This is a genomic window from Kocuria sp. CH-021, assembly GCF_049716185.1.
GTDB lineage: Bacteria > Actinomycetota > Actinomycetes > Actinomycetales > Micrococcaceae > Kocuria > Kocuria cellulosilytica.
This window is the reverse complement of record NZ_JBNAFK010000006.1, coordinates 1-25,366: the sequence shown is the minus strand read 5'-3', so window position 1 is coordinate 25,366 and position 25,366 is coordinate 1. Positions and strand designations below refer to the sequence as shown.

Annotated in this window: 18 protein-coding genes and 2 tRNA genes; 15 read left to right on the top strand and 5 right to left on the bottom strand. The window is 70.9% G+C overall.

The genetic code is table 11. From position 1 onward, the window contains the following. Positions 1 to 59 precede the first annotated feature (59 nt). From gltB to ACPYN7_RS05965, 4 genes are all read left to right on the top strand, one after another. Positions 60 to 4,745 (top strand): glutamate synthase large subunit, encoded by a 4,686-nt coding sequence (gltB, locus tag ACPYN7_RS05980; RefSeq protein WP_424347028.1) that lies wholly within the window; start codon positions 60 to 62, stop codon positions 4,743 to 4,745. After that, positions 4,738 to 6,201, top strand: coding sequence for a glutamate synthase subunit beta (locus ACPYN7_RS05975; RefSeq protein WP_424347027.1), 1,464 nt, complete (start codon positions 4,738 to 4,740; stop codon positions 6,199 to 6,201). Before gltB ends, ACPYN7_RS05975 begins: the two co-directional genes overlap by 8 nt. A gap of 231 nt (positions 6,202 to 6,432) precedes the next feature. Then, positions 6,433 to 7,911 carry a pyruvate kinase gene (gene pyk / locus ACPYN7_RS05970; RefSeq protein WP_424347026.1) on the top strand — a complete coding sequence of 493 codons (1,479 nt, stop codon included), beginning with the start codon at positions 6,433 to 6,435 and terminating at the stop codon, positions 7,909 to 7,911. A 14-nt stretch (positions 7,912 to 7,925) separates the two neighbouring features. Further along, complete coding sequence (locus ACPYN7_RS05965) at positions 7,926 to 8,384, top strand: PaaI family thioesterase (RefSeq protein ID WP_058873747.1); 459 nt, start codon at positions 7,926 to 7,928, stop codon at positions 8,382 to 8,384. 81 nt (positions 8,385 to 8,465) lie between these two features. Here the strand turns inward: ACPYN7_RS05965 and ACPYN7_RS05960 are convergent. Further along, positions 8,466 to 8,549, bottom strand: a tRNA-Leu gene (locus ACPYN7_RS05960). A 262-nt stretch (positions 8,550 to 8,811) separates the two neighbouring features. Between ACPYN7_RS05960 and ACPYN7_RS05955 the strand changes: the two genes are divergently transcribed. The 4 genes from ACPYN7_RS05955 (at position 8,812) to rpsA (ending at position 15,475) form a co-directional block, all read left to right on the top strand. Next, positions 8,812 to 9,387: an ANTAR domain-containing response regulator gene (locus ACPYN7_RS05955; protein WP_058873746.1), complete on the top strand. Its 576-nt coding sequence runs from the start codon at positions 8,812 to 8,814 to the stop codon at positions 9,385 to 9,387. A 64-nt stretch (positions 9,388 to 9,451) separates the two neighbouring features. Then, the gene (polA, locus tag ACPYN7_RS05950) at positions 9,452 to 12,340 is read left to right on the top strand and encodes a DNA polymerase I (protein WP_424347025.1); all 2,889 of its coding nucleotides are present in this window, start codon (positions 9,452 to 9,454) and stop codon (positions 12,338 to 12,340) included. Positions 12,341 to 12,402: 62 nt separating this feature from the next. Further along, positions 12,403 to 13,815 (top strand): GNAT family N-acetyltransferase, encoded by a 1,413-nt coding sequence (locus ACPYN7_RS05945; RefSeq protein ID WP_058873631.1) that lies wholly within the window; start codon positions 12,403 to 12,405, stop codon positions 13,813 to 13,815. Positions 13,816 to 13,987: 172 nt separating this feature from the next. After that, positions 13,988 to 15,475: a 30S ribosomal protein S1 gene (gene rpsA / locus ACPYN7_RS05940; RefSeq protein ID WP_058873630.1), complete on the top strand. Its 1,488-nt coding sequence runs from the start codon at positions 13,988 to 13,990 to the stop codon at positions 15,473 to 15,475. Positions 15,476 to 15,586: 111 nt separating this feature from the next. Here the strand turns inward: rpsA and ACPYN7_RS05935 are convergent, their stop codons facing one another. Further along, complete coding sequence (locus tag ACPYN7_RS05935; protein WP_424347024.1) at positions 15,587 to 16,306, bottom strand: IMPACT family protein; 720 nt, start codon at positions 16,304 to 16,306, stop codon at positions 15,587 to 15,589. A gap of 101 nt (positions 16,307 to 16,407) precedes the next feature. On the opposite strand from ACPYN7_RS05935, the gene ACPYN7_RS05930 reads away from it, so the two are divergent. The 6 genes from ACPYN7_RS05930 to ACPYN7_RS05905 all read left to right on the top strand — a co-directional run bounded on the left by ACPYN7_RS05930 (position 16,408) and on the right by ACPYN7_RS05905 (position 23,179). Next, positions 16,408 to 18,129 carry an alpha-amylase family protein gene (locus tag ACPYN7_RS05930; protein ID WP_424347023.1) on the top strand — a complete coding sequence of 574 codons (1,722 nt, stop codon included), beginning with the start codon at positions 16,408 to 16,410 and terminating at the stop codon, positions 18,127 to 18,129. A 44-nt stretch (positions 18,130 to 18,173) separates the two neighbouring features. Continuing rightward, on the top strand, positions 18,174 to 18,791 hold the full coding sequence (gene coaE / locus ACPYN7_RS05925) for a dephospho-CoA kinase (RefSeq protein ID WP_424347022.1): 618 nt from the start codon (positions 18,174 to 18,176) through the stop codon (positions 18,789 to 18,791). 150 nt (positions 18,792 to 18,941) lie between these two features. After that, entirely contained in the window at positions 18,942 to 20,699 is a 1,758-nt protein-coding gene (locus tag ACPYN7_RS05920) for a BCCT family transporter (protein ID WP_424347021.1), read from the top strand. A gap of 155 nt (positions 20,700 to 20,854) precedes the next feature. After that, positions 20,855 to 21,124 carry a hypothetical protein gene (locus ACPYN7_RS05915; RefSeq protein ID WP_058873625.1) on the top strand — a complete coding sequence of 90 codons (270 nt, stop codon included), beginning with the start codon at positions 20,855 to 20,857 and terminating at the stop codon, positions 21,122 to 21,124. Between the two features lie 208 nt (positions 21,125 to 21,332). Continuing rightward, positions 21,333 to 22,448 (top strand): type I restriction endonuclease, encoded by a 1,116-nt coding sequence (locus ACPYN7_RS05910; protein WP_424347020.1) that lies wholly within the window; start codon positions 21,333 to 21,335, stop codon positions 22,446 to 22,448. 293 nt (positions 22,449 to 22,741) lie between these two features. Beyond that, the gene (locus tag ACPYN7_RS05905; RefSeq protein WP_424347019.1) at positions 22,742 to 23,179 is read left to right on the top strand and encodes a hypothetical protein; all 438 of its coding nucleotides are present in this window, start codon (positions 22,742 to 22,744) and stop codon (positions 23,177 to 23,179) included. 171 nt (positions 23,180 to 23,350) lie between these two features. Here ACPYN7_RS05905 and ACPYN7_RS05900 read toward each other — a convergent pair whose 3' ends face one another. Beyond that, positions 23,351 to 23,602 (bottom strand): hypothetical protein, encoded by a 252-nt coding sequence (locus ACPYN7_RS05900; protein ID WP_424347018.1) that lies wholly within the window; start codon positions 23,600 to 23,602, stop codon positions 23,351 to 23,353. Positions 23,603 to 23,929: 327 nt separating this feature from the next. Between ACPYN7_RS05900 and ACPYN7_RS05895 the strand changes: the two genes are divergently transcribed. Beyond that, positions 23,930 to 24,000: transfer RNA gene (locus ACPYN7_RS05895), tRNA-Gln, on the top strand. Between the two features lie 156 nt (positions 24,001 to 24,156). Here ACPYN7_RS05895 and ACPYN7_RS05890 read toward each other — a convergent pair. Together ACPYN7_RS05890 and ACPYN7_RS05885 are read right to left on the bottom strand one after the other, a co-directional pair. Further along, a complete protein-coding gene (locus tag ACPYN7_RS05890; RefSeq protein ID WP_424347017.1) occupies positions 24,157 to 24,666 on the bottom strand; it encodes a hypothetical protein in 510 nt (169 codons plus the stop codon). Positions 24,667 to 24,729: 63 nt separating this feature from the next. After that, positions 24,730 to 24,897 (bottom strand): hypothetical protein, encoded by a 168-nt coding sequence (locus ACPYN7_RS05885; protein WP_424347016.1) that lies wholly within the window; start codon positions 24,895 to 24,897, stop codon positions 24,730 to 24,732. Between the last annotated feature and the right edge of the window lie 469 nt (positions 24,898 to 25,366).

Below are 25,366 nucleotides of genomic sequence, written 5' to 3'. Positions count from 1 at the left end.
GAGCCCTGCCGCGGGGGCCGCTCCTGTTGACCGCATCCCATGGTGAGGAGACGTCAGTCATGACCTCTACCCCGGCCGGCACCCCCGGTGACAATTCTGCCCAGGACGGCACGGACCCGCGTCCGGCCGCTCCCGCCGAGACCGCTCCTGCCGAGACCGCTCAGGAGCAGGCGACGTCCCCGTTCGAGCAGTTCTCGAACGCGCCCGAGGAACAGGGCCTCTACCACCCGGACGAGGAGAAGGACGCCTGCGGCCTGGCCGTGGTCGCGACCCTCAACGGCACCCCCAGCCACGAGATCGTCGACGCCGCGCTGACGGCGCTGCGCAACCTCGAGCACCGCGGCGCCGTGGGCGGCGACGAGGGCACCGGTGACGGCGCCGGGCTGCTGACGCAGCTGCCCGACGCCTTCTTCCGCGCCGTGCTGGACTTCGAGCTGCCGCCCCTGGGCGGCTACGCCGTGGGCACCGCCTTCCTTCCGCACGGCGGGGAGAACGCGGAGCGGGTCCAGGCCGCCCTCGAGGAGCTCGCGCGCTCCGAGGAGCTGCAGGTCCTCGGCTGGCGGCCCGTCCCCGTGGCCGAGTCCGTGGTGGGCCGGTCCGCGCTCGAGGTGATGCCGTACTTCGTGCAGCTCTTCGTGGCCGAGACCGCGCCGGAGCCCGCGGACGAGGCCGCCCGGCGGCGCCTGGACCAGAAGGCGTTCCGGCTGCGCAAGCGAGCCCAGAACCGGGCCGGCGTGTACTTCCCCTCGCTGTCCTCCCGCACCATCGTCTACAAGGGCATGCTGACCACCCAGCAGCTCGAGCCCTTCTACCCGGACCTCTCCGACGACCGGTTCAGCACCGAGCTCGCGATCGTGCACTCCCGGTTCTCCACCAACACCTTCCCCTCGTGGCCCCTGGCCCAGCCCATGCGCACGCTCGCGCACAACGGCGAGATCAACACCGTCAAGGGCAACCGGAACTGGATGCGCGCCCGCCAGTCGCAGCTGAAGTCCCCGCTGCTGGGCCGCAGCCCCGAGGAGCTGTTCCCCATCTGCTCGGAGGGCGCGTCCGACTCGCAGTCCCTGGACGAGGTCGCCGAGCTGCTCGTGCTCTCGGGCCGGCCCGTCACCCAGGCCATGATGATGATGATCCCGGAGGCCTGGGAGAACCACGAGACCATGGACCCCGCCCGGAAGGCGTTCTACCGCTACCACGCCTCCTTCATGGAGCCGTGGGACGGCCCGGCCGCGGTGGCCTTCACCGACGGCGTGCAGGTCGGGTCGCTGCTGGACCGCAACGGTCTGCGCCCCGGCCGCTTCTGGGTCACGGACGACGGCCTGGTGGTCTTCGCCTCGGAGGTCGGCGTCGTCGACGTCGGGGACCGCAAGATCGTGCGCAAGGGCCGCGTGTCCCCGGGCACGATGTTCCTCGTGGACACCGCGCAGGGCCGGATCGTCGAGGACGCCGAGATCAAGGCCCAGATCGCCTCGGCCGCCCCGTGGGAGGAGTGGGCCGACGGCAACATCGTCGACATCAGCGACCTCCCCGAGCGCGAGCACATGGTCCACCCGCGCTCCTCCATCACCCTGCGGCAGAAGACCTTCGGGTACACGCAGGAGGAGCTGAAGATGATCGTCGGGCCCATGGCGGCCAAGGGCGCCGAGCCCATCTACGCGATGGGCACCGACACCCCGATCGCCGTGCTCTCCGAGAAGTCGCGCACCCTGTTCGACTACTTCGTGCAGTCCTTCGCCCAGGTCACCAACCCGCCGCTGGACGCCATCCGCGAGGAGCTCGTCACGAGCCTGCGCGGCTCCGTGGGGCCCTCCGGGAACCTGCTGACCACCGAGCGGGTGCGCACCCGCCAGATCGCGGTGGACTTCCCGGTGATCGACAACGACCAGCTGGACCAGTTCCTGCACATCGAGGGCGAGGACGGGATGCCCGCGGCCCTCAAGGTGCGGGGCCTGTACCGGCCCGACGGCGGCGCGGAGTCCCTGCGCGCCCGGATCGCGGAGATCTGCGAGAAGGTCTCCGCGGCCGTGGCCCGCGGCGTGGAGTACGTCATCGTCTCCGACCGCGACTCCAACGGCGCGTGGGCGCCCATCCCCTCCCTGCTGCTGACCTCGGCCGTGCACCACCACCTCCTGCGCTCGGCGACCCGCACCAAGGTGGCGCTGATCGTGGAGGCCGGCGACGTGCGCGAGGTCCACCACGTGGCCCTGCTCATCGGCTACGGCGCGTCCGCGGTGAACCCGTACCTGGCGATGGAGTCCGCGGAGGAGCTCGTGCGCTCGGGCGACCTCACCGGCATCACCACCGAGCACGCCGTGCACAACCTGATCAAGGCCCTGGGCAAGGGCGTGCAGAAGATCATGTCCAAGATGGGCATCTCCACCGTGTCCTCCTACTGCGGGGCCCAGGTCTTCGAGGCGCTCGGCCTGTCCCGGGAGCTCGTGGACGACTACTTCACCGGCACCCACACCCAGATCGGCGGCATCGGCCTCGACGTGATCGCGGAGGAGACCGCGTTCCGCCACCGCCGGGCCTACCCCTCCGACGGCGTGACCGAGCCCTACCGGGACCTCGAGACGGGCGGCGAGTACGACTGGCGCCGGGACGGCCCGCCGCACCTGTTCAACCCGCAGACCGTCTTCCGGCTGCAGCACGCGACCCGCACCGGCCGCTACGACATCTTCAAGTCCTACACGAAGCTCGTGGACGACCAGACGAAGAAGCTGCTGACCCTGCGCGGGCTGCTCGGCTTCTCCTCGGACCGCAAGCCCGTGCCGCTCGAGGAGGTCGAGCCCGTCAGCTCGATCGTCAAGCGCTTCCAGACGGGGGCCATGAGCTACGGCTCCATCTCCCAGGAGGCCCACGAGACCCTGGCCATCGCCATGAACCGGCTCGGCGGGAAGTCCAACACCGGTGAGGGCGGCGAGGACGTCGACCGGCTGCTGGACCCGCGGCGGCGCTCGGCGATCAAGCAGGTGGCCTCCGGGCGCTTCGGCGTCACGAGCCTGTACCTGACCAACGCCGACGACATCCAGATCAAGATGGCCCAGGGCGCCAAGCCCGGCGAGGGCGGCCAGCTGATGGCGCAGAAGCTGTACCCGTGGATCGCCCAGACCCGCCACTCCACCCCGGGCGTGTCCCTGATCTCGCCGCCGCCGCACCACGACATCTACTCGATCGAGGACCTGGCGCAGCTGATCTACGACCTCAAGCGGTCCAACCCGCGGGCCCGCGTGCACGTGAAGCTGGTCTCCGAGATCGGCATCGGCACCGTGGCCGCCGGCGTCACCAAGGCCAAGGCCGACGTGGTGCTCGTCTCCGGGCACGACGGCGGCACGGGCGCCGCCCCGCTGAACTCGCTCAAGCACGCCGGCGCCCCGTGGGAGCTCGGCCTCGCCGAGACCCAGCAGACGCTGATGCTGAACGGGCTCCGGGACCGCGTGGTGGTCCAGGCGGACGGGCAGATGAAGACCGGCCGGGACGTGCTGGTCGCCGCGCTGCTCGGCGCGGAGGAGTTCGGCTTCGCCACGGCCCCGCTGATCGTCGAGGGCTGCATCATGATGCGCAAGTGCCACCTGGACACCTGCCCCGTGGGCGTCGCCACCCAGAACCCGGAGCTGCGCAAGCGGTTCACGGGCAAGGCGGAGCACGTGGTGAACTTCTTCGAGTTCATCGCCGAGGAGGTCCGGGAGTACCTGGCGCAGCTGGGCTTCCGCTCGATCGAGGAGGCCGTCGGCCACGCCGAGGTCCTCGAGACCAAGGACGCCATCGCGCACTGGAAGGCGCACGGGCTGGACCTCTCGCCGGTCCTGCACTCCACGGTGCTCGAGCACCGGGGCGCGGCAGTGCGCAACATGCGCGGCCAGGACCACGAGCTGGAGAAGCACTTCGACAACGAGCTGATCCGGCTCTCCCGGGCCGCCCTGGAGAAGCGGGAGCCCGTGCGGATCCAGCAGCACATCATCAACACGGACCGCGCGGTCGGCACGATGCTCGGCCACGTGGTGACGCGCACGTTCGGCACGGACGTGCTCGCCCACGACACGATCGACGTGACGCTCACGGGCCAGGCCGGCCAGTCCCTCGGCGCGTTCCTCCCGCAGGGCATCACCCTGCGGCTCGAGGGCGACGCCAACGACTACAGCGGCAAGGGCCTCTCCGGCGGGCGGATCATCGTGCGCCCCGAGCGGGACGCGGTGTTCGAGGCCTCCGAGAACGTCATCGCCGGCAACGTCATCGGCTACGGCGCCACGAGCGGGGAGATCTTCCTGCGCGGCACCGTGGGCGAGCGGTTCCTGGTGCGCAACTCGGGCGCCACCGCGGTGGTCGAGGGCATCGGGGACCACGGCTGCGAGTACATGACGGGCGGCACCGCCCTGGTGCTCGGCCGCACCGGGCGCAACTTCGGCGCCGGCATGTCCGGCGGCGTCGCCTACGTGATCGACCTCGCCGAGACCTCGGTCAACAAGCAGGCCCGGGACAGCGGCGAGCTCCAGCTGCTGCCGCTGGACGAGGCGGACGCCGAGGCCGTCCTGGCGCTCATCACGAGGCACGCCGAGGAGACCGGCTCCGAGCTCGCGGACCGGCTCCTGGCCGACCCGGTGGCCACGCTCGGGCGCTTCACCAAGGTCCTGCCGCGGGAGTACGCCGCCGTGCAGGGCATCCGCGAACAGGCCCGGAGCGAGGGGCAGGACCCCGACGGCGACGAGGCATGGCACAAGATCCTGGAGGTGACGACCCGTGGCTGATCCGCGCGGTTTTCTGAAGGTGACCGAGCGCGTCGACCGCCCCAAGCGGCCGGTGCCCGTCCGGATCATGGACTGGAAGGAGGTCCAGGAGGCCCAGGACCGGGGGGTGCTGCAGAAGCAGGCCGGCCGGTGCATGGACTGCGGGATCCCCTTCTGCCACGAGGGCTGCCCCCTCGGCAACCTGATCCCCGAGTGGAACGACCTCGTGTGGCGGGGCCTCGACGCCGAGGCGGTCGAGCGGATGCACGCCACCAACAACTTCCCGGAGTTCACCGGGCGGGTCTGCCCGGCGCCGTGCGAGTCCTCGTGCGTGCTCGGCATCAACCAGCCCGCGGTGACCATCAAGCAGATCGAGTACTCGATCGGCGAGATGGGCTTCGACGAGGGCATCATCCGGCCGTTCGTCCCGCAGCGCCTGGTCGGCAAGACCGTGGCGGTCGTGGGCTCCGGGCCCGGCGGCCTCGCGGTGGCCCAGCAGCTGACCCAGGCCGGGTTCACGGTCGCGGTCTACGAGCGCGACGACCGGATCGGCGGGCTGCTGCGCTACGGCATCCCCGACTTCAAGATGGAGAAGGAGGTGCTCGACCGCCGCCTGGACGTGATGCGCGCCGAGGGCACCCGCTTCCGGCCGGGGGTGGAGATCGGCAAGGACATCACCTGGGACCAGCTCAAGCGCCGCTACGACGCCGTGGTGGTCGCCACCGGCGCCACCCGGCCGCGGGACCTGCAGATCCCCGGCCGGGAGCTCGACGGCGTCCACTTCGCGATGGACTACCTGGTGCAGGGCAACCGCGTGGTGGCCGGCGACGAGGTCGAGGACCAGATCTCGGCGCAGGGCCAGCACGTCATCGTGCTGGGCGGCGGCGACACCGGCTCCGACTGCATCGGCACCGCCAACCGGCAGGGCGCGGCGTCGATCACGTCCCTGGCGATCGGGCGCCAGCCGGCCGCCGACCGCTCCGACGCCGATCCGTGGCCCATGATGCCGAAGGTCTTCGAGGTCTCGACCTCCCACGAGGAGGGCGGCGACCGCACCTACCTGGCCTCCACCGTGGAGTTCGTGGGGGAGGACGGCCGGCTCACCGGGCTGAAGGTCGCCGAGACCGAGTACCTGCCCGACGGGCGGCGCGCACCGAAGGAGGGCACCGAGCGGGTGATCCCGGCGGACCTGGTCTTCCTGGCGCTGGGCTTCACCGGCAACGAGTCCGAGGACATCACCGAGCAGATCGGCGCCGAGCTGGACGGCCGGACCAACCTGGCCCGCGACGACCGCTACATGACCAGCGTGGACGGCGTGTTCGCGTGCGGCGACGCCGGCCGCGGCCAGTCCCTGGTCGTGTGGGCGATCGCCGAGGGCCGCGCCTGCGCGGCGGCCGTCGAGCGCTTCCTCATGGGCTCGACCCGGCTGCCGGAGCCGGTGGCCCCCACGGACCGGGCCATCGACCTCAGCCTGTAGCACGGCGCCACAGCACCACAGCACCACAGCACCACAGCACCACGGCGCGGGCCGCGCCCCCTTCCCACGGAGGGAGCGCGGCCCGCGCCGTCGCACGTCCGGCGCCGGGCGGGGACCCGCCCGCCTCGACACCGGCGGCGGCGTTGGTAGGCTGGACACGACCTCCCCGCCCCCGGCCGCAGTGCTGTGCACGTCCTCCCCGGTGGCACCCCTCGACCCAAGGCGGCACACATGCGACGAGCTAAGATCGTGGCCACGATCGGCCCGGCCATCTCCTCGTACGAGAACCTCTCCCAGGCGATCCGGTCCGGCATGAACGTGGCCCGGCTCAACATGAGCCACGGCGACCACTCCGTGCACGACGCGTCCTACGAGAACCTGCGGCGCGCCTCGGCGGACGCCGGGCAGACGGTCGCGATCCTCGCGGACCTGCAGGGGCCGAAGATCCGGCTGGGCCGCTTCGCGGACGGCCCCCACGAGCTGCTGCCCGGCGACGAGTTCTCCATCACGGTCGACGACGTCGAGGGCACGCCGAGCCTGTGCTCCACCACGCACAAGGGCCTGCCGGGCGACGTGAACGTGGGCGACCCGCTGCTCATCGACGACGGCCGGGTGGCCCTGCGCGCCACCGCCGTCTCGGACACCACGGTGACCACCGAGGTGGTCGTGGGCGGGCCGGTGTCCAACAACAAGGGCATCAACCTGCCGGGCGTGGCCGTGAACGTCCCGGCCCTGTCCGACAAGGACGAGGACGACCTGCGCTGGGCCCTGCGCCGCGGCGTGGACCTCATCGCCCTGTCCTTCGTGCGCGACGCCAAGGACATCGTGCGGGTGCACGAGATCATGGACGAGGAGGGCCGGCGGCTGCCGGTGATCGCGAAGATCGAGAAGCCGCAGGCCGTGGACTCCCTGCACGAGATCATCGACGCGTTCGACGGCATCATGGTGGCCCGCGGCGACCTCGGCGTGGAGCTGCCGCTGGAGCAGGTGCCGATCGTGCAGAAGCGCGCCATCGAGCTGGCCCGGCGCTGGGCCAAGCCCGTGATCGTCGCGACCCAGGTGCTGGAGTCGATGATCGACAGCCCGCGCCCCACCCGGGCCGAGGCCTCCGACTGCGCCAACGCCGTCCTCGACGGCGCGGACGCGGTCATGCTCTCCGGGGAGACCTCGGTGGGCAAGTACCCGATCGAGACCATCGAGACGATGGCCCGGATCATCGAGGCCACCGAGTCCCAGGCCCTCGAGCGCGTGCCCGCCCTGGGCACGGAGCCGCGCACCCGCGGGGGTGCGGTGACCCGCGCGGCGGTGACCATCGCCCGGCAGCTCGACGTCAGCTACCTCTGCACGTTCACCCAGTCCGGGGACTCCGCCCGCCGGCTGTCCCGGCTGCGCCCGTCCCACCCGATCCTCGCGTTCACCCCGGAGCCCCTGGTCACGGCGCTCATGTCCCTGCTGTGGGGCGTGCAGCCCATCCAGGTGGCGAAGGTCGACCACACGGACGACATGACCCGGCAGGTGGACCTGCACCTGCAGGAGCAGGGCCTGGCCGGCAAGGACGACATGGTCGTGATCTGCGCCGGCTCGCCCCCCGGGGTCGCCGGCACCACCAACCTCGTCAAGGTCCACCGCGTGGGCGACGTCGCGGACGCCGGTGAGCTGCTCAGCGGCCAGCGGCAGCGCGAGCACGTGGGACCGTGGCGCGAGTCCTGACCGGGCCGGCCGGCATGACCCCCGAGGAGCACTCCCGGGACCTGCGCGAGCACGGGGTCCCCGAGGAGCTGCACGCCGCCTTCCCCGGCCACGGGATGGGCGGGCTCGCCCGGGCGATGGGCATCCGGTTCACGGAGCTCACGCCCGGGCGGTCGGTCGCCACGATGCCGGTCGAGCCGAACACCCAGCCGGGCGGGATCCTGCACGGGGGAGCGCACTGCGTTCTGGCCGAGACGCTCGCCTCCACGGCGGCGAGCGTGCACGCCGGTCCGGGGCGGTACGCCGTGGGCGTCGACGTCAACGCCACGCACCAGCGCGGCGTGGCCTCCGGGACGGTCACCGGCACGTGCACCGCGCTGCACCTGGGCGCCACGCTCACCGTGCACGAGGTCGTGATGACCGACGAGCGGGGGCGGCGGCTGTCCACGGCCCGCGTCACCAACCTGGTGCGGGAGCGGGGGCCCGCGGCCTGACCGCGCCGGGTGCCCGCACGGACCGGCGGGACGGACAGGAGGGGTGGTACGAGAAGACCCCGGACCGTCGGTCCGGGGTGCTGGTGCCCAAGGTGGGACTCGAACCCACACTCCAGGGGAACCGCATTTTGAGTGCGGCGCGTCTGCCAATTCCGCCACTTGGGCCCGCGGTCGCAGTCCGCGCCGCCTCGGGAGGGCGGCTCCTGCGCTCGACCACTGTACAACAGTTATAGGCTGGGGCTGATCGGGCGCAACGCGCGGTGCCGGGGATCCGGGCGCCGCCGGCACCGAGACCCCCGTGGCCCGCGCGCGCGGGCCAGGACGCACCAGCAGCCAAGGAGACAGCGTGACGGAGCAGCCGAACCCCGCCCCGGCCGAGGACCCCGGGGCCCGGGAGGACCTCCCCGGCGAGGCGGCGGAGAGCGACCTGCGCCCGGCCCGCCGGGTGGTGGTCGCCGAGGACGAGACCCTGATCCGCCTGGACATCGTGGAGATGCTCCGCGACGCCGGCTACGAGGTGGTCGCGGAGGCCGAGAACGGCCAGCGCGCCGTCGAGCTCGCCCGCGAGCACCGCCCGGACCTCGTGCTCATGGACGTGAAGATGCCGGTCCTGGACGGGATCACCGCGGCGGAGCAGATCGCCTCCGACCGGATCGCCCCGGTGGTCCTGCTGACCGCCTTCAGCCAGCGGGAGCTCGTCGAGCGGGCCCGGGAGGCCGGGGCGATGGCCTACGTGGTCAAGCCGTTCACGGTGGACGACCTCGTGCCCGCCATCGAGATCGCCATCTCCCGCGCCGAGGAGATCGCCGCGCTCGAGCGCGAGGTCTCGGACATGAAGGAGCAGTTCGCCACCCGCAAGCTCGTGGAGCGGGCGAAGTCGCTGCTGACCACCAAGATGGGCCTCACCGAGCCCGAGGCGTTCCGCTGGATCCAGAAGACCTCGATGGACCGCCGGCTGTCCATGCGCGAGGTCGCCGAGGCCATCATCAACCAGGTCGCCTGACCGGCCCGGGCGACCCGCCCGCCCGGGCCCCCGGGGCGCCCGGCCCGGGCCCTAGGATGGTCGGGTGAGTGAAACGACGCAGCAGACGCAGCCCGACGTGACCCCCGACACCGCCGTGCGCACGGTGACCGTCGGGACCGAGACCGACCACCCCGTCGACGTCGAGATCCCCCTCCCGGTCTCCCGGCCCGACCGGAAGCTGCTGCTGGTGGACGGCCACTCCCTGGCCTTCCGCGCGTTCTTCGCGCTGTCCCGCGCCGCGGAGTACGGCGGCGGGCCGGCCTTCGTGACCTCCGACGGCCGGCACACCGAGGCCGTCTACGGCTTCGTGAACACCCTCGTGAAGCTGGTGCGGGAGCAGAAGCCCACGCACCTGGTGGTCTCCTTCGACCTGGAGGGGCCCACCCTGCGCTCCCAGGAGTACGAGGAGTACAAGGGCGGACGGGACGAGACGCCCGAGGAGTTCCACGGGCAGGTCCCGCAGATCCGCCGGATCCTCGACGCCCTGGGCGTGCCCGTGGTCACCGCCGAGGGCCACGAGGCCGACGACGTCCTGGCCACCCTGGCCCGCCGCGGCGCCGAGCAGGACTACGAGGTGCTCGTCTTCTCCGGGGACCGGGACGCCTTCCAGATGATCGACGAGCACGTCACGGTCGTCTATCCCGGGCGCACCCCGTCCGACCTCAAGCACATGGACGCCGCCGCCGTGGTGGAGAAGTACAAGGTGCCGCCGCGGCACTACCCGGACCTCGCGGCGCTCACCGGCGAGCAGGCCGACAACCTCCCGGGGGTCCCGGGCGTGGGGGCGGGCTTCGCCGCCAAGTGGATCCTCGCCTACGGCGGCGTCGACACGATCCTCGCGCACGCGGACCGGGTCAAGGGCAAGAAGGGCGAGGCGCTGCGCGAGCACCGCACGGCGGTCGAGCGCAACCGGCGGCTCAACCGCCTGATCACCGACCTCGGGCTGGAGATCGACCTCGCCGAGGCCGGGCTGCCCGTGCCCGACGCCGAGGCCGTGCGGGAGGTCTTCGACGACCTCGAGTTCGGCGACGGCCTGCGCAACCGGCTCTTCGACGCCTTCGGCCGCCCCGCGGAGGAGGCCGCGCCGCCGGCCGACCTGGGCCTGGGCGAGATCGGGCGTCCCGGCACCGCCGAGGAGCTGGAGCGGTGGCTGGCCGACGGCCAGGACGCCGTGGTGCTGCACGCCCTGCACCGCGAGGACGACCCCGTCCTGCCCGGCGCCCGCGAGCTCTCCGGCCTGGTCCTCGCCCGCGGCGAGGACCGGCCGGCCGCGCTGTTCCTCGACCTCGCGGCGGCGGACTCCGCGCTGGAGTCCGCGCTGGCCCGCTGGCTGGCCGACGCGGACCGGCCCAAGATCGTGGACGGGGTCAAGGACGTCTGGAAGTCCCTCGCGGTGCGCGGGCTGCCGCTGGCCGGGGTCGTGGACGACCCCCAGCTCTCGGCCTACCTGCTGCAGCCCGCCCGGCGCAGCTACGAGCTCCCCGCCCTGCTCGAGGACCGGCTGGGCCTGGCCGTGGCGCCCGCGGCGGACGGCTCCGCCGCGGAGGGCCAGCAGCAGCTCGCCCTCGACGAGCAGCCCTGGCCGGCGCCGGCGGTGCTGCGGCGGGAGGCGGAGCTGGCGGTCGCGACCGTGCAGCTGTCCCGGCACCTGCGGGAGAAGCTGGCCGAGACCCACCAGACCGCCCTGCTCACGGACCTCGAGCTGCCCCTGGCCGTGGTGCTGGGCCGGATGGAGCTCGCCGGGATCGCCGTGGACCCCGAGGGGGTGCAGGTCCTGCTCGACGACTTCGCCCGCGTGATCGAGCAGGCGCAGCAGGAGGCGCACGCCCAGATCGAGGAGCCGGTGAACCTGGGCTCCACCAAGCAGCTGCAGCAGGTGATGTTCGAGGAGCTGGGGCTGCCGAAGACCAAGAAGATCAAGTCCGGCTACACCACGGACGCGGACGCCGTGGCGGAGCTGCTCACCCGCACCGACCCGGACTCGAAGGGCCACCGCTTCCTCGCCGGCCTGCTGGCCTACCGGGACGCCAACAAGCTCCGCCAGACCGTCGAGGGCCTGCAGAAGGCCATCGCCGAGGACGGCCGCGTGCACACCACCTACATGCAGAACGTCGCCGCCACCGGCCGGCTGTCCTCGACCAACCCCAACCTGCAGAACATCCCGGTGCGCACCGAGGAGGGCCGCCGCATCCGCGGGCTCTTCGTCGTCGGGCGCCCCGAGGACGGGCGGGCCTACGACCAGCTGCTGACCGCCGACTACTCCCAGATCGAGATGCGCATCATGGCGCACCTGTCCGGGGACGAGGCGCTGATCGAGGCGTTCCGCAGCGGCGAGGACCTGCACCGCTTCGTGGGCGCCAAGATCTTCGGCGTGGCACCCGAGGAGGTCACCGCCCCCATGCGTTCCAAGGTCAAGGCCATGAGCTACGGGCTGGTGTACGGGCTGAGCTCCTTCGGGCTCTCCAAGCAGCTGCGGATCCCCGTGGACGAGGCCCGCACCCTGATGAGCGACTACTTCACCCGGTTCGGGGCGGTGCGCGACTACCTGCGCGGGGTCGTGGAGCAGGCCCGCGAGGACGGGTACACGGCCACGATCGACGGCCGGCGCCGGTACCTCCCGGACCTCTCCAGCGACAACCGGCAGCTGCGCTCCATGGCCGAGCGCGCCGCCCTCAACGCACCCATCCAGGGATCGGCCGCGGACATCATCAAGAAGGCGATGCTCGGCGTGGACCGGCGCTTCGCCGACGAGGGGCTCGGCTCCCGGATGCTCCTGCAGGTCCACGACGAGCTCGTGGTGGAGGTGGTCCGCGGGGAGCGGGAGACCGTGGAGCGGGTGCTGCGCGAGGAGATGGGCGGCGCCGCCGAGCTGTCCGTGCCGCTGGAGGTCAACGTCGGCGCGGGCCGCTCCTGGCACGAGGCCGCCCACTGACCGGCCGGACCGGCGCCCCGGCCGGCCCGCCGCCCGATCCCACCGCGAACGAGGAACACGCCATGGACCCCCTGCACGACGCTCCGACGACACCGTCCACCCCCGGCACCGTGACCGAGTCCTACTCGGCGAACGGGCACGACTACACCTTCGCGGAGTTCGGCGTGGGCCCCGGGGGCGTCGCGGCCAATCCGGCGGCCGTGGAGTGGGTGAGGGCCATCCGGCAGGGCTTCCACCAGGCGGAGCCGACCGACGAGACCCTCGAGCGCACCCTGTCCTGGATGCACGCCGAGCGGGTGCGGCTGCGGGGGGCGTACCCCCACGCCGTGCCGGAGGCGGCGCTGCCCACGCAGCGGCCCGTGGCGACCTTCACCTCCTGGGAGGGCTCGCTCAACGCGGGCCGCGGCCGGCTGCTGCGCGCCCGGCTCATCTCCGAGGTCACCGTCCGGCCCACGCACAGCCGCCGCGGGCTGCTGCGCCGGCTCATGACGGGGGAGCTCGACCGCGCCCGGCGGGACGGCTACCCCGTGGCGCTGCTGACCGCGACCGAGGCCACCATCTACGGCCGGTTCGGCTTCGGCGCGGCCACGTTCAACCGCGAGGTCACCGTGGACGCCACCACCCGCCTGCAGCTCAAGGCGCCCACCGTGGGCAGCGTGGAGATGGCCGACGGCGAGGCGGTGCGCCGGCTCGCCCCCGTGCTCTTCCAGCGCTTCCACGAGAGCTCGCACGGGTCGGTGAGCCGGGTGGCCTACCACTGGCCCGAGTACACGGGGGAGTACGCCATCACCCCCCAGAAGGCGGACCCGGAGGTGCGCTGCGCCGTGCACTACGACGACGGGATGCGCCCGGACGGCTACGTGACCTACCGGTTCGAGCCGAACACGTCCTACCCGCTGACCCTGACGGTGCTCGACCTCGTGGGCGCGTCCCCGGACGTGTCGATCGCCCTCTGGGAGTTCGTGACGTCCCTGGACCTCGTGGACCAGGTGCGCTTCGGCCGTGCCCCCGTGGAGGACCCGCTGGTGTGGGCGATGGCGGACCGCGCCAAGTACCGCGTCACGGCCGAGTCGGACAAGGTGTGGGTGCGGGTCCTGGACCCGGCCGCCGCGCTGGTCGCCCGCCCGTACACCCCGCGCGGGCGGATCGTCATCTCCCTCGTGGACTCGATGGGCTACGCCGACGGCGTCTGGGCGCTGGACACCACCGGCGGGACGCCCGTGGTCGAGCGGCTCCGCGACCGGCCGCGCACCGCCGACGACGAGGCCGGGCGGTCGGTGCCCGCGGTGGAGCTGCCCGACGGCGCGGACGTGGCGATGCGGGTGGACGTGCTGGGGTCCCTGTACCTCGGGGCGGTGAAGGCCAGCACCCTCGCGCAGGCCGGGCTGATCGTGGCCCGGGACGAGGACGCGCTGCGGGACCTGCAGGACTTCATGGAGACCCCGACCGCCCCGTACGGCGTCACACAGTTCTGAGCCGGACCCGCACGGCGGGGCGCGTGTTGCTTCCTTTTTCCCTCGTCCGTAGACTGACCCGGTGCGTGTTCTGCACGTGCCCTGTCCAGCAATCCTTCGGAACGGCCGCGGTCCGGCCGGACAATCTCCGTTCCGACTGATCACGAACTATCCACATCGGAGCCCCTACTACATGACCACCACCACCCCGCAGGTTGCCGTCAACGACATCGGGTCCGCGGAGGACTTCCTCGCCGCTGTCGACGCGACCATCAAGTACTTCAACGACGGCGACCTCGTCGAGGGCACCGTCGTCAAGGTCGACCGCGACGAGGTCCTTCTCGACATCGGCTACAAGACCGAGGGCGTCATCCCGTCCCGCGAGCTGTCCATCAAGCACGATGTCGACCCGGACGAGGTCGTGACCGTGGGTGATGAGGTCGAGGCTCTGGTCCTCACCAAGGAGGACAAGGAAGGCCGTCTGATCCTGTCCAAGAAGCGGGCTCAGTACGAGCGCGCCTGGGGCGACATCGAGAAGATCAAGGAGGACGACGGCGTCGTCACCGGCACCGTCATCGAGGTCGTCAAGGGCGGTCTCATCCTCGACATCGGCCTGCGCGGCTTCCTGCCCGCCTCCCTCGTCGAGATGCGCCGCGTGCGCGACCTCGCGCCGTACATCGGCCAGCAGATCGAGGCGAAGATCATCGAGCTGGACAAGAACCGCAACAACGTGGTCCTGTCCCGCCGCGCCTGGCTCGAGCAGACCCAGTCCGAGGTCCGCTCCAACTTCCTGCACAAGCTCGAGAAGGGCCAGGTCCGCACGGGCACGGTCTCCTCGATCGTCAACTTCGGCGCCTTCGTGGACCTGGGCGGCGTCGACGGCCTGGTGCACGTCTCCGAGCTGTCCTGGAAGCACATCGACCACCCCTCCGAGGTCGTCGAGGTCGGCCAGGAGGTCACGGTCGAGGTCCTGGACGTCGACATGGACCGCGAGCGCGTCTCCCTGTCGCTGAAGGCGACCCAGGAGGACCCCTGGCAGCTGTTCGCCCGCACCCACGCCCTCGGGCAGGTCGTGCCGGGCAAGGTCACCAAGCTCGTCCCCTTCGGTGCGTTCGTGCGCGTCGAGGACGGCATCGAGGGCCTGGTGCACATCTCCGAGCTGGCCCAGCGCCACGTGGACATGGCCGAGCAGGTCGTCTCCGTGGGCGACGAGCTGTTCGTCAAGGTCATCGACATCGACCTGGACCGCCGCCGGATCTCGCTGTCGCTCAAGCAGGCCAACGAGGGCGTGGACCCGGACTCCACCGAGTTCGACCCGGCCCAGTACGGCATGGCCGCCGAGTACGACGAGCAGGGCAACTACAAGTACCCCGAGGGCTTCGATCCCGAGACCAACGAGTGGATCGAGGGCTACGAGACCCAGCGCGCCGCCTGGGAGCAGCAGTACGCCGACGCCCAGTCCCGCTGGGAGGCGCACAAGGAGCAGGTCCGGAAGTCGATCGCCGAGGACGCCGAGGCCGCCGCGGGCGGCACGACGAGCTCCTCCTCGTCGTCGTCCTCCTCCTCCGCGTCCACGCCGGCCCCGACCAGCTACTCCTCCGAGGCCCCGGCCGCCGACTCCGGCACCCTGGCCTCCGACGAGGCCCTGGCCGCTCTGCGCGAGAAGCTCACCGGAGCCTGATCCGACCGGTACCGCCGGGCCGTTCCGCACGGCACGGACCACGACGGCCCCCGCCCCTTCGCAGGGCGGGGGCCGTCGTGCTGTCCGGGGCCGGCGGGCCGGCCGCGCCGTTCAGGGCCGGTGGCCGGCGGGGGAGTCGAGCCAGTCCGTGCCGACGGGGTGCAGGACCCCGGCGCCGGAGGTCAGCGAGGCCACGCGTGAGTGCAGCGCGGCGACGGCCGCGTCGTCGTCGGGCAGGGCGAGGCCCAGCTCCGCGCCGGCCGCCCCGTAGGCGGTGTCCAGGACCGTGGTCCCGGCCGCGCGCAGCTCGTGCTCGAGCCGGCCCGCGTCCGCGTGGGACGCCGGCAGCCGGTAGAGCCGCTGCCGGCGCCGGACCACTAGGGAGGCCCCGTCGAGGGCCTGGGACACGGCCTCGGAGTAGGCGCGGACCAGGCCGCCGGCACCGAGCAGGGTGCCCCCGAACCACCGGACCACCACGGCGCTCACGTCCGAGAGGTCGGTGACGTCACGGCCCTGCGCGTCCGTGGCCGTGCGGCGCAGCACGAGGGCCTCGAGCATCGGCAGACCCGCGGTGCCGGCGGGCTCGCCGTCGTCCGAGGAGCGCTGCACGTCCCGGTCCGGGCCCAGGACGAACGCCGAGCAGTGGTGGCGGGCGTCGTGGAAGCCGCGCCGCAGCTCCTCGACCAGGGCCCGGGCCTCGGCCTCCGTGGACGCCCGCCGCGCCACCGCCAGGAAGCGGGAGCGCTTGACCTCCAGCTCGGCCACCGCCTCCGTGCCCGCGGCGAGGGTCGTGTACCGGGTGGCGCGGCTGAGCAGGGGATCCGGGTCCATGGTCCTCACTCTAGGCCGCACCCCCGTGCCCTCGACGGAGCCGGGGCGGGGTGCTAGACAGGAGGGCATCCACCATCCGGGGAGCAGCCGAGGGAGCAGACATGCGCATCGCCGACACCTCCGACCTCTGGTGGAAGCAGGCGGTCGTCTACTGCGTGGACGTCGAACGGTTCCTGGACACGGACGGGAACGGCATCGGGGACATCGCCGGGCTCGCCGAGCGGGTGGACTACCTGGCGGAGCTGGGCGTCACCTGCCTGTGGCTCATGCCGTTCTATCCCACGCCGAACCGGGACGACGGCTACGACGTCACGGACTTCTACGGCGTCGACCGGCGCCTGGGCAGCTTCGGCGACCTCGTGGAGCTCGTCCGCACGGCCCAGGACCGCGGTCTGCGGGTCATCGCAGACCTCGTGGTCAACCACACCTCGGACCAGCACCCGTGGTTCCAGGCCTCCCGCTCGAGCACGGACAACCCGTACCGCGACTACTACGTGTGGCGTGCCGACGAGCCCCCGGACACGTCCGAGAAGGCCGTGTTCCCCGACAAGGAGGGCGGCATCTGGACCCGGGAGGAGGCCACGGGGCACTGGTACCTGCACCGCTTCTACCGCCACCAGCCGGACCTGAACCTGTCCCACCCCAAGGTGCGGGACGAGATCGCCAAGGTGGTCGGCTTCTGGCTGCACCTGGGCCTGGACGGCTTCCGCGTGGACGGGATCCCGCAGCTGCTCACCCTGGGGCAGGGCGACGACTTCGAGAACCGGGGCGGGTTCACCGAACCGCACGCGTTCCTGCGCTCGCTGCGCAAGTTCATGAACCGCCGCAACGGCAGGGCCGCCCTGCTGGGCGAGGTCAACCTGCCCTACCAGCAGCAGCTCGAGCTGTTCGGCACCGAGGACGCGGGGGAGCTGACCATGATCTTCGACTTCGTGGCCATGCAGCAGCTCTACCTCTCGCTGGCCCGCCAGGACGCCGGCCCGCTGGCGAGCGCCCTGAAGAACCGGCCGTCCATCCCGCAGGACGCCCAGTGGGCCAACTTCGTGCGCAACCACGACGAGCTCACCCTCGACCAGCTCTCCGGGGCCGAGCGGGAGGAGGTGTTCGCGGCCTTCGGGCCGGAGGAGCGGATGCAGGTCTACGGCCGGGGCCTCACGCGGCGGCTGCCGCCCATGCTGCAGGGGGACCGGCAGCGCATCCGGATGGTCTACTCGCTGCTCTTCTCGCTGCCGGGCACCCCGGTGCTGTACTACGGCGAGGAGATCGGCATGGGCGAGAACCTCGCCGCCGAGGGGCGCATGGCGGTGCGCACGCCCATGCAGTGGACGTCGGGGCGCAACGGGGGCTTCTCCTCCGCCGCCGCCGACGAGCTCTCCGCGCCCGTGGTCGAGGGGGAGTACGGGCCCGCGCACGTGAACGTGGCCGACGCCAAGCGGGACCCCGGCTCCCTGCTGCACTTCGTCACCGCCCTGACCCGCCGCTACCGGGAGTGCACCGAGCTGGCCTGGGGCGCCGCCGAGGTCCTGGACCAGCCGCGCCGGGGGGTGCTCGCCCACCGGTGCGCGTGGGAGGGCTCCGCCGTCGTCGCCCTGCACAACTTCTCCCCGGAGCCGACCACGGTGCCGCTGCGGCTGCCGGACGAGGAGGAGGGGACCGTGCTGCTGGACCTGCTGGCGGACGGCAGGTGCGCCCTCGACGCGGACTCGTCGGCGGAGCTGGCGCTCGAGGGCTACGGCTTCCGCTGGCTCCGGGTGCAGCGGGAGCACGGGCCCGGCACGCTGCCGGACGTCATGACCACCGTGGCCGGGGCCGGGGAGCCGTGAGCGCCCGGCGGCCCCCGCGCGGGACCGGCCGCTAGCATGGTCCCATGCTGACCATCGGACTCACGGGCGGGATCGCCTCGGGCAAGTCCACGGTCTCCCGGCGGCTCATGGAGCTCGGGGCCACCGTGATCGACGCCGACGCGATCGCGCGGGCCCTGCAGGAGCCCGGCGCTCCCGGCCTGGACGGGATCGTCGAGGAGTTCGGTCCCGCCGTGCTGACCCCGGACGGCCGCCTGGACCGGGCGGCGCTCGGCGCCCGGGTGTTCGCGGACCCGGAGGCGAGGCAGCGGCTCAACGCGATCATCCACCCCCTCGTCCGGGCGGAGGCCGAACGGCTCGCGGCCGCGGCCGGCGAGGACGCGGTCCTGGTCGAGGACATCCCCCTGCTCGTGGAGACCGGCCAGCACGGGCGCTTCGACCTCGTGCTCACGGTCCAGGCCCCGGTGGAGGAGCGCGTGCGGCGGATGGTCGAGGACCGCGGGATGACGGAGGCGGACGCCCGCGCCCGGATAGCGGCCCAGGCCACCGACGAGGAGCGGGCGGCCGTCTCCAGCGCCGTGCTCGTCAACGACGGCTCCGTGCAGCGGCTGCTGGACCGTGTCGACGCGTGGTGGGAGTGGCACGTGGAGCCGCGCCTGTCCTCCACGCCGTCCGGACCGTGACTCTCCACTGTTCGGTGACCAGAGGGTAGGGTCGAACCAACCGAAGCGCGAGACCGACGCGCGAGACCGAATCGCACCACCGAATCGCACAACCGAGACACGGCGGCCGTCCGCTCGTCCGAGGCCGGGGGCAGCCGGGGAGGCACGGCCATGCTGAACAGACTGCACGACTCCATGCGACTACGGACCAGCCCCACCATCTTCTTCGGCTCCGCCCTGGTGATCATCGTCTTCGTGGTGATGACACTGGTGTTCACGGACTTCATGGACGCGGTCTTCGCGGACGGGTCCAGCTGGGTCATCGACCAGCTCGGCTGGTTCTACATCCTGGGCGTGACGGTCTTCCTGCTGTTCCTCGTCTACCTCATGGTCAGCCGCTTCGGGCAGGTCCGGCTCGGGGCCGACGACGAGCGGCCGCATCACTCCAACCTGTCCTGGTTCTCGATGCTCTTCGCCGCGGGCATCGGCACGATCCTCATGTTCTGGGCCGTGGCCGAGCCCGTGAACCACTTCGCGAACCCGCCGCGGCAGGGCGTGGAGCCGGAGTCCATGGAGTCCGCGACCGAGGCCATGGGCTTCACGCTCTACCACTTCGGCCTGCACACCTGGACGATCTTCACGCTCCCCGCGCTGGCCTTCGGCTACTTCATGTACAAGCGCAACCTGCCGCCCCGGGTGAGCTCCATGTTCCAGCCGCTGCTGGGGCACCGCATCCACGGGCCGATCGGGCGGGCCATCGACATCCTGGCCATCGTGGGCACCCTGTTCGGCGTGGCCGTCTCCATCGGCCTCGGCACCATGCAGATCAACAGCGGTCTCGCCCGGCTCTTCGGGATCTCGGAGTCCGCGCTGTCGCAGATCCTCATCATCACCGCCGTGAGCCTCGTCGCCTCGATCTCCGTGGCCCTCGGCCTCGACCGGGGCATCAAGCGGCTGTCCAACACCAACATCCTGCTCGCGATCGGCCTGCTCGTCTTCATCCTCATCTCCGGTCCCACCGTGCTGATGCTCAAGGGCATGGTCGAGTCCGCCGGCACCTACGTGTCGATGCTCCCGCAGCTCGCCTTCTGGAACGACGCCTTCGCGGACACCGGGTGGCAGAGCGGCTGGACCGTCTTCTACTGGGCGTGGACGATCACCTGGTCCCCGTTCGTGGGCATCTTCATCGCCCGCATCTCCCGCGGCCGCACCATCCGCCAGTTCGTCTCCGGCGTGCTCGCGTTCCCCACGCTGTTCTCCGTCATCTGGTTCGGCATCTTCGGCATGGGCGTGTTCAACATCGAGCTCAACGGCGACGGCGGGCTCGTCGAGGCCGTGGTGGACGAGGGCGACATCCCCGGGGCGATGTTCGTCTTCCTCGAGAACTTCCCGTTCTCCACCGTCACCTCCGCCCTGGGCGTGCTCATCGTGGTGCTGTTCTTCATCACCTCGATCGACTCCGCCGCCCTGGTCATGGACACCATGGGCAGCGGGCACGAGGAGGAGTCCCCGGTCCACCAGCGCGTGTTCTGGGTGATCGCCATCGGGCTCATCGCGGCGATCCTGCTGACCGCCACCGGCGCCACCGGCCTGGCGGCGCTGCAGAACGTGGCGATCCTCATCGGACTGCCGTTCTTCGTGCTGGGGTACGTGATGATCTACTCCCTGCTCAGAGCCCTGCGCGAGGACGCGGGGGAGGTGGGCGTGCTGCCCACCCGCCAGTGGCGCCGCGTGCTCCCGCCCGAGGAGTTCCACCGCCGCACCTCCACCGGGGCCGAGGTGGACGAGGAGATCGTCGTGGCCCCGGACTACGTGCACGGTTCCGAGCCGGCCAACGCCCCAGCCATCGAGCACCCGGAGCAGCCCGTCTACGTGCGGGAGTACCGCACCAGCACAGGATCGCTCAAAAAGGTCCGCGACATCGAGTAGCGGCCGCGGACGGAGCGCACCGAGCGGGCCCACCAGCGTCTCCTGCCGGTGGGCCCGCTCGGTCCGCTCCGTTCATCCGCTCCGCGCATCCGGGCCCGGGACCCGCCCGGGCGCTAGACTGGTGACCACCATCACAATGGGCAACGGGGGACGTCATGGCGAGGAACAGGCAGAAGACCAACCAGGACGGCGAGCAGCAGCACCGCATCCTCGACCGGCTCAACGCCATCGCGATGCGCGTCTACGGGCCCGGGGACCGCCTGGCCCAGACGCAGGAGGGCGAGCGCATGAGCGACGCCGCGGAGACGTGGTACCAGGAGGTCCAGGAGCACTTCTACGTGGAGAAGGACGAGCACGGCAACGAGTACCTCTACCACCGGGACGACTCCGGGGAGGGCACCAACACCGGCAGCTCGCGCAACTGACCCGCGGACAGCAGGGCGGGGAGCCTCATCGAGGCTCCCCGCCCTGCTGTCCGCGGTCGGGGCCTCGGCGAGGCCACCCCTCGTGCCGATCGCGCAGGGCCGGTGCACTTCACGATGGAGCAACAAGGGCGGCCGAGTGCGCAACAGGGCCTGCTGTAATGCCATGCTGTGTACTAATGCGAATGCATGTCGACCCAGAGGAGGAGTCGTGGAGTTTCCGGAGCGATTGACGGCACTCGCCCACAAGGTGGCGCAGCAGAAGGAATCCCTGGAGACGGAGGAAGCGACGAAGAACGCGTTCGTGATGCCCTTCATCTCGACGATCCTGGGCTACGACGTGTTCAACCCGCTGGAGGTCGTGCCGGAGTTCACCGCGGATGTGGGGGTGAAGAAGGGCGAGAAGATCGACTACGCCATCGTGCACGACGACAAGGTGCAGATGCTGGTGGAGTGCAAGCACGTGGGCGCCCCGTTGAAGTTGGAACACGCCTCACAGTTGTTCCGGTACTTCGCGGTGACCAACGCGCGCATCGCGATCCTCACCAATGGGGAGGTCTACCACTTCTACACGGACCTGGACGCACCGAACAAGATGGACGCCAAGCCGTTTCTCGTCCTGGATCTGGCCGACATCGACGCCACCCTGATCCCCGAACTGCAGAAGCTGTCCAAGGAGGTCTTCGACCTCGACTCCATCATCAGTGCCGCCGGCGAACTGAAGTACATCGGGTCCATCAAGCGCGAGATCGCCGCGCAGTTCAAAGAACCCGATGTGGAGTGGGTACGCTTCTTCACCACCAAGGTCTACGAGGGCGCCTTCACCCAGAAAGTACGGGACCAGTTCACTCCGCTGGTGGCCAAGGCCGCCCAGCAGTTCCTCAACGAGCAGGTGAACAACCGACTGACCACCGCCCTGGGCGTCGGCAGCGCACCCGCGTCCGTGGCCATGGCGGACACCCCGGCCGAGGCGGTGCAGAGCGAGGACGCGGTCGAGAAGGATCTGCGGGAGTCCAGCGACGGAGTGGTGACGACCATCGAAGAGCTGGAGGCCTTCCAGATCATCCGCGCCATCGTCTGCGCCCAGGTGAAGCCCCAGCGCGTCGTCTACCGTGACGCCAAGTCCTATTGCGCAGTCCTGTTGGACGACAACAACCGCCGGTCCATCGCGCGACTCCACTTCAACACCGGGCAGAAGTACATCGGGCTCTTCGACGAGGACAAGAAGGAAACCCGGCACCCGATCGACGGGCTCGAGGACATCTTCCAGTTCGGCGACGAGCTCCGCGGCACGGTGGAGCGATACGTCGGTGCGACGGTCTCCTAGCCGAGGGAACACGGGATGCGGTGGCCGCGAGGCACTGCGGGTCGGGATCACCGTGGCGCGGGATGCCCCGCCGTGGGTCCTGCGCGGGGATCCGGCGCTCAGCCTCCTGCGCTGGTTCGGCCATCCTGGTGGATGCCGGCGGGCGGGGTCTCGGCACCGTGCTGCGGCCGCCGGTGAGAGCGTCCAGGACGATGAGTGCGGGCGACGGAGGAGGCGAGGGCATGGGTGGTGCATCCGGCGCCTCAGCACAGGCGGGAACGGGTCGACTCCGGAGATGGGGAACGCGCGTCGTCGTGGCGCTGGTCGTCCTCGCCTCCCCGTTCATCGTCATGCAGGCGTCGTTCCTCATCGACACGGCACCCATGGTGGCGGTGGCCGACGGGGTGCGACCCGCCCCGGGCTGGCGTGAGGAAGCGCACAACGTCTCAGGCGGACTGTTCTGCATCGACCTCGCCGTCCCGTGCGACAGCATGTGGCGCGAGTACCGGACGGAGCAGCCGGTCACCGTGGCCGATGTCCAGCGCATCAGCGCGGAGGCCGGACTGGGGGTGCCGGTCGAGGGCGACTGTGACACCTCGCCTCTGCGCCCCGGCAGCACTGGACTCCACACGGCGTGCTCGGCAGAGGGGGTTGTCGACGGCTACGACGTGCGGATCCGGGTGCTCAGGTTCCGGGAGGGCGACGCCCGGCGGATCATCCAGGTCGCGGTCAGCAGCATCGAGAATCGGTGACCCTTCCCGGTGCGATGCGCCCGGCCCGAGATGTAGGCTGCGGCGGTCACGGCCAAGCGACAGCTCGGTCGAGGGTCTGCAGGGGTGCCATCGCCGGCCTGACGCGTGGACAGCCGGTTGCCGCCGTCTCTCAACTGTTGGTGGGGAACGGGGAGTAGTGCTCGTGGGCGATCAACCACTGCCCGTGGCTGTCCACGAAGACCACGGTCGACCGGTTCCGGCCCGAGACGACGTCCCCTCGACCCGGCAGTCCCACACGAAGATCCCGGTGGCGATGGCCACGGGGCCGAACACGTCGATCTTCAGGTCGTCGAACCGTCCGTGGAAGTCCTCCATCCCGGTGAACTGCTCCATCTCCAGCCGCATGCTGGTTTCGGCGTCCTGGCGGTCCAACGGCTCGACGTCGTCGAACACCGTGATCACGGCAATAGTTGCTGGATACCCTCACTATCGTCCTCCGGGCCAGCCACACCGCACCACCCGAGCTGCATCACGACCTGGTTCCGCCCGAGTGCGGCGACCCCGGTGAGCGGCCGGGTACGCCGCCGCTGATCGAGACGATGACTGTCCGGGTCGATGGGAGTTCTCCTCGCCGTCGGACCTTGGGGCGATACGAGGTGCAGGCCAGGCTGTGGGCTCACCTTGTATATTGAGGCAGTGACCTCCTGCCGCCACCTCCCAGAGCAACGGCAATGCGTGCTGTTTGTTGAGCGGTGGCGCTAGCTGTTCGGCGTTCCCGCTCAACACCATTCCGGCGTGGTGTAGCGGCAACACGGCTGACTTTGGATCAGCAGTCCGAGGTTCGATCCCTCGCGCCGGAGCATTCAAAAGGCTCCGAGCCCCGGCTTTACATATGGCCCGGCTACCGAACACTGCACAGATCAGCCGAGATGACTCCAAGCGTGTGGCACCAGCCAGGAGCACGGCATTGCGATAGGGGTTCCTTTTGGGGCAGTGGTGATCCCGTCGGGCAGCCCCTAGGGGATCTGGGCTGCGGGGGTGTCGCGGGTTTCTGCGGCGGGGTCGCTGTCCTGCCACTGGTTGAGCCGCTCGGCGTCGCACTCGTCGCGGGAGGCGCTGGTCTCGTCGAGGCGCTGAATGGTCAGGCATCCCTCCTCCTCGCCCCGGGGGCCGAGGAGGTGCCAGATGCGGGCTTCGCCGTCGACGACGATGGCCGCTTTGATGGCGGTGTGGTCCGGGAAGAAGCTGTTGGCGGTCTTGTTCGTGTAGTCACCGGCCAGGCTCAGGGACCGGCCGTCGCAGCTGAGCCTCAGGGACGGGGGTGCTGTGGTGAGGTCCTCGGTCTGCCCCGGGTCCTTGGCGCCTTCGGAGATGGTGCACCCCGGGTCGGGGGTGATCGCGGTGGGCGTGACCTGAGAAAGGGGTTCTGGTCTGTCTTGGAGCAGCAGGTTGTCCTCGCACCCGGTGAGGGCCAGGGAGGTGAGAGCGGCAACGGCGAGGCTGAGGACACGGGCGGGTCGCTGCACGGCGGGGGCTCCTTGGCGCATCGAGGAAAGGGTGCTGGTCTCCGACCGGGACGGTGCTGGGGGCTATGGCTGCCAGCTGCCGGTGCGGTCGCCGTGCTTGTGCGCGTAGTCCTTGATGCCGGCGGTGACGCCCTTGCGCACCACCCAATAGAGCAGCCACAAGGTGAGGGCGACCATGAGCAACCAGATGAACAGTCCGAGGAACGCTCCGAAGCTGGCGACGTCCATCATGAAAGACCTCCTGGGGTAGGTCTTTCCACGCTATAAGGGAATGCCTCCGTCCTTGGCACCCCGCCCGTACCGTGCGTGTCGGCCGGTCACCCCGGGTTCCATGCGTCGTGCGACTGCCTCACATCCCGGTGCCGTGCTTCATCAAGGGCTCCGCAACGGTCCCTCAACACACGCCGCCCCATGCCTGCCCGAGACAACATGGCTGGCAAACTCAAGGAATGTTTGAAGATCAGTTCGAATTGCCCATCCTGTTGTTTCTGCTCATCTACAGCGCGGTGACTTCGTTGCTCTTCCTGCGGGCGAGCAGACGCAATAAATGAGGCTTTAGGAACTGTTGTCGTGTTGGCCGGTCACGGCAGCGGGAGGCTTTACATATGGCCCGGCTGCCGGACGGGTCTTGACCCCGGGTCTTGGACACGGTGTCGTTTCGGTTATGCCGCTTCCGGGAGCGTAGCGGACGCAGCGGTCT

What these genes read in the sequence shown, in the direction of transcription:
- rpsA (WP_058873630.1), top strand. Translation starts at nt 13,988, where the DNA reads ATGACCACCACCACCCCGCAGGTTGCCGTCAACGACATCGGGTCCGCG.
- pyk (WP_424347026.1), top strand. Translation starts at nt 6,433, where the DNA reads ATGCGACGAGCTAAGATCGTGGCCACGATCGGCCCGGCCATCTCCTCG.
- ACPYN7_RS05935 (WP_424347024.1), bottom strand. Translation starts at nt 16,306, where the DNA reads ATGGACCCGGATCCCCTGCTCAGCCGCGCCACCCGGTACACGACCCTC.
- ACPYN7_RS05930 (WP_424347023.1), top strand. Translation starts at nt 16,408, where the DNA reads ATGCGCATCGCCGACACCTCCGACCTCTGGTGGAAGCAGGCGGTCGTC.
- ACPYN7_RS05965 (WP_058873747.1), top strand. Translation starts at nt 7,926, where the DNA reads ATGACCCCCGAGGAGCACTCCCGGGACCTGCGCGAGCACGGGGTCCCC.
- ACPYN7_RS05945 (WP_058873631.1), top strand. Translation starts at nt 12,403, where the DNA reads ATGGACCCCCTGCACGACGCTCCGACGACACCGTCCACCCCCGGCACC.
- coaE (WP_424347022.1), top strand. Translation starts at nt 18,174, where the DNA reads ATGCTGACCATCGGACTCACGGGCGGGATCGCCTCGGGCAAGTCCACG.
- ACPYN7_RS05885 (WP_424347016.1), bottom strand. Translation starts at nt 24,897, where the DNA reads ATGATGGACGTCGCCAGCTTCGGAGCGTTCCTCGGACTGTTCATCTGG.
- ACPYN7_RS05915 (WP_058873625.1), top strand. Translation starts at nt 20,855, where the DNA reads ATGGCGAGGAACAGGCAGAAGACCAACCAGGACGGCGAGCAGCAGCAC.
- ACPYN7_RS05920 (WP_424347021.1), top strand. Translation starts at nt 18,942, where the DNA reads ATGCTGAACAGACTGCACGACTCCATGCGACTACGGACCAGCCCCACC.
- gltB (WP_424347028.1), top strand. Translation starts at nt 60, where the DNA reads ATGACCTCTACCCCGGCCGGCACCCCCGGTGACAATTCTGCCCAGGAC.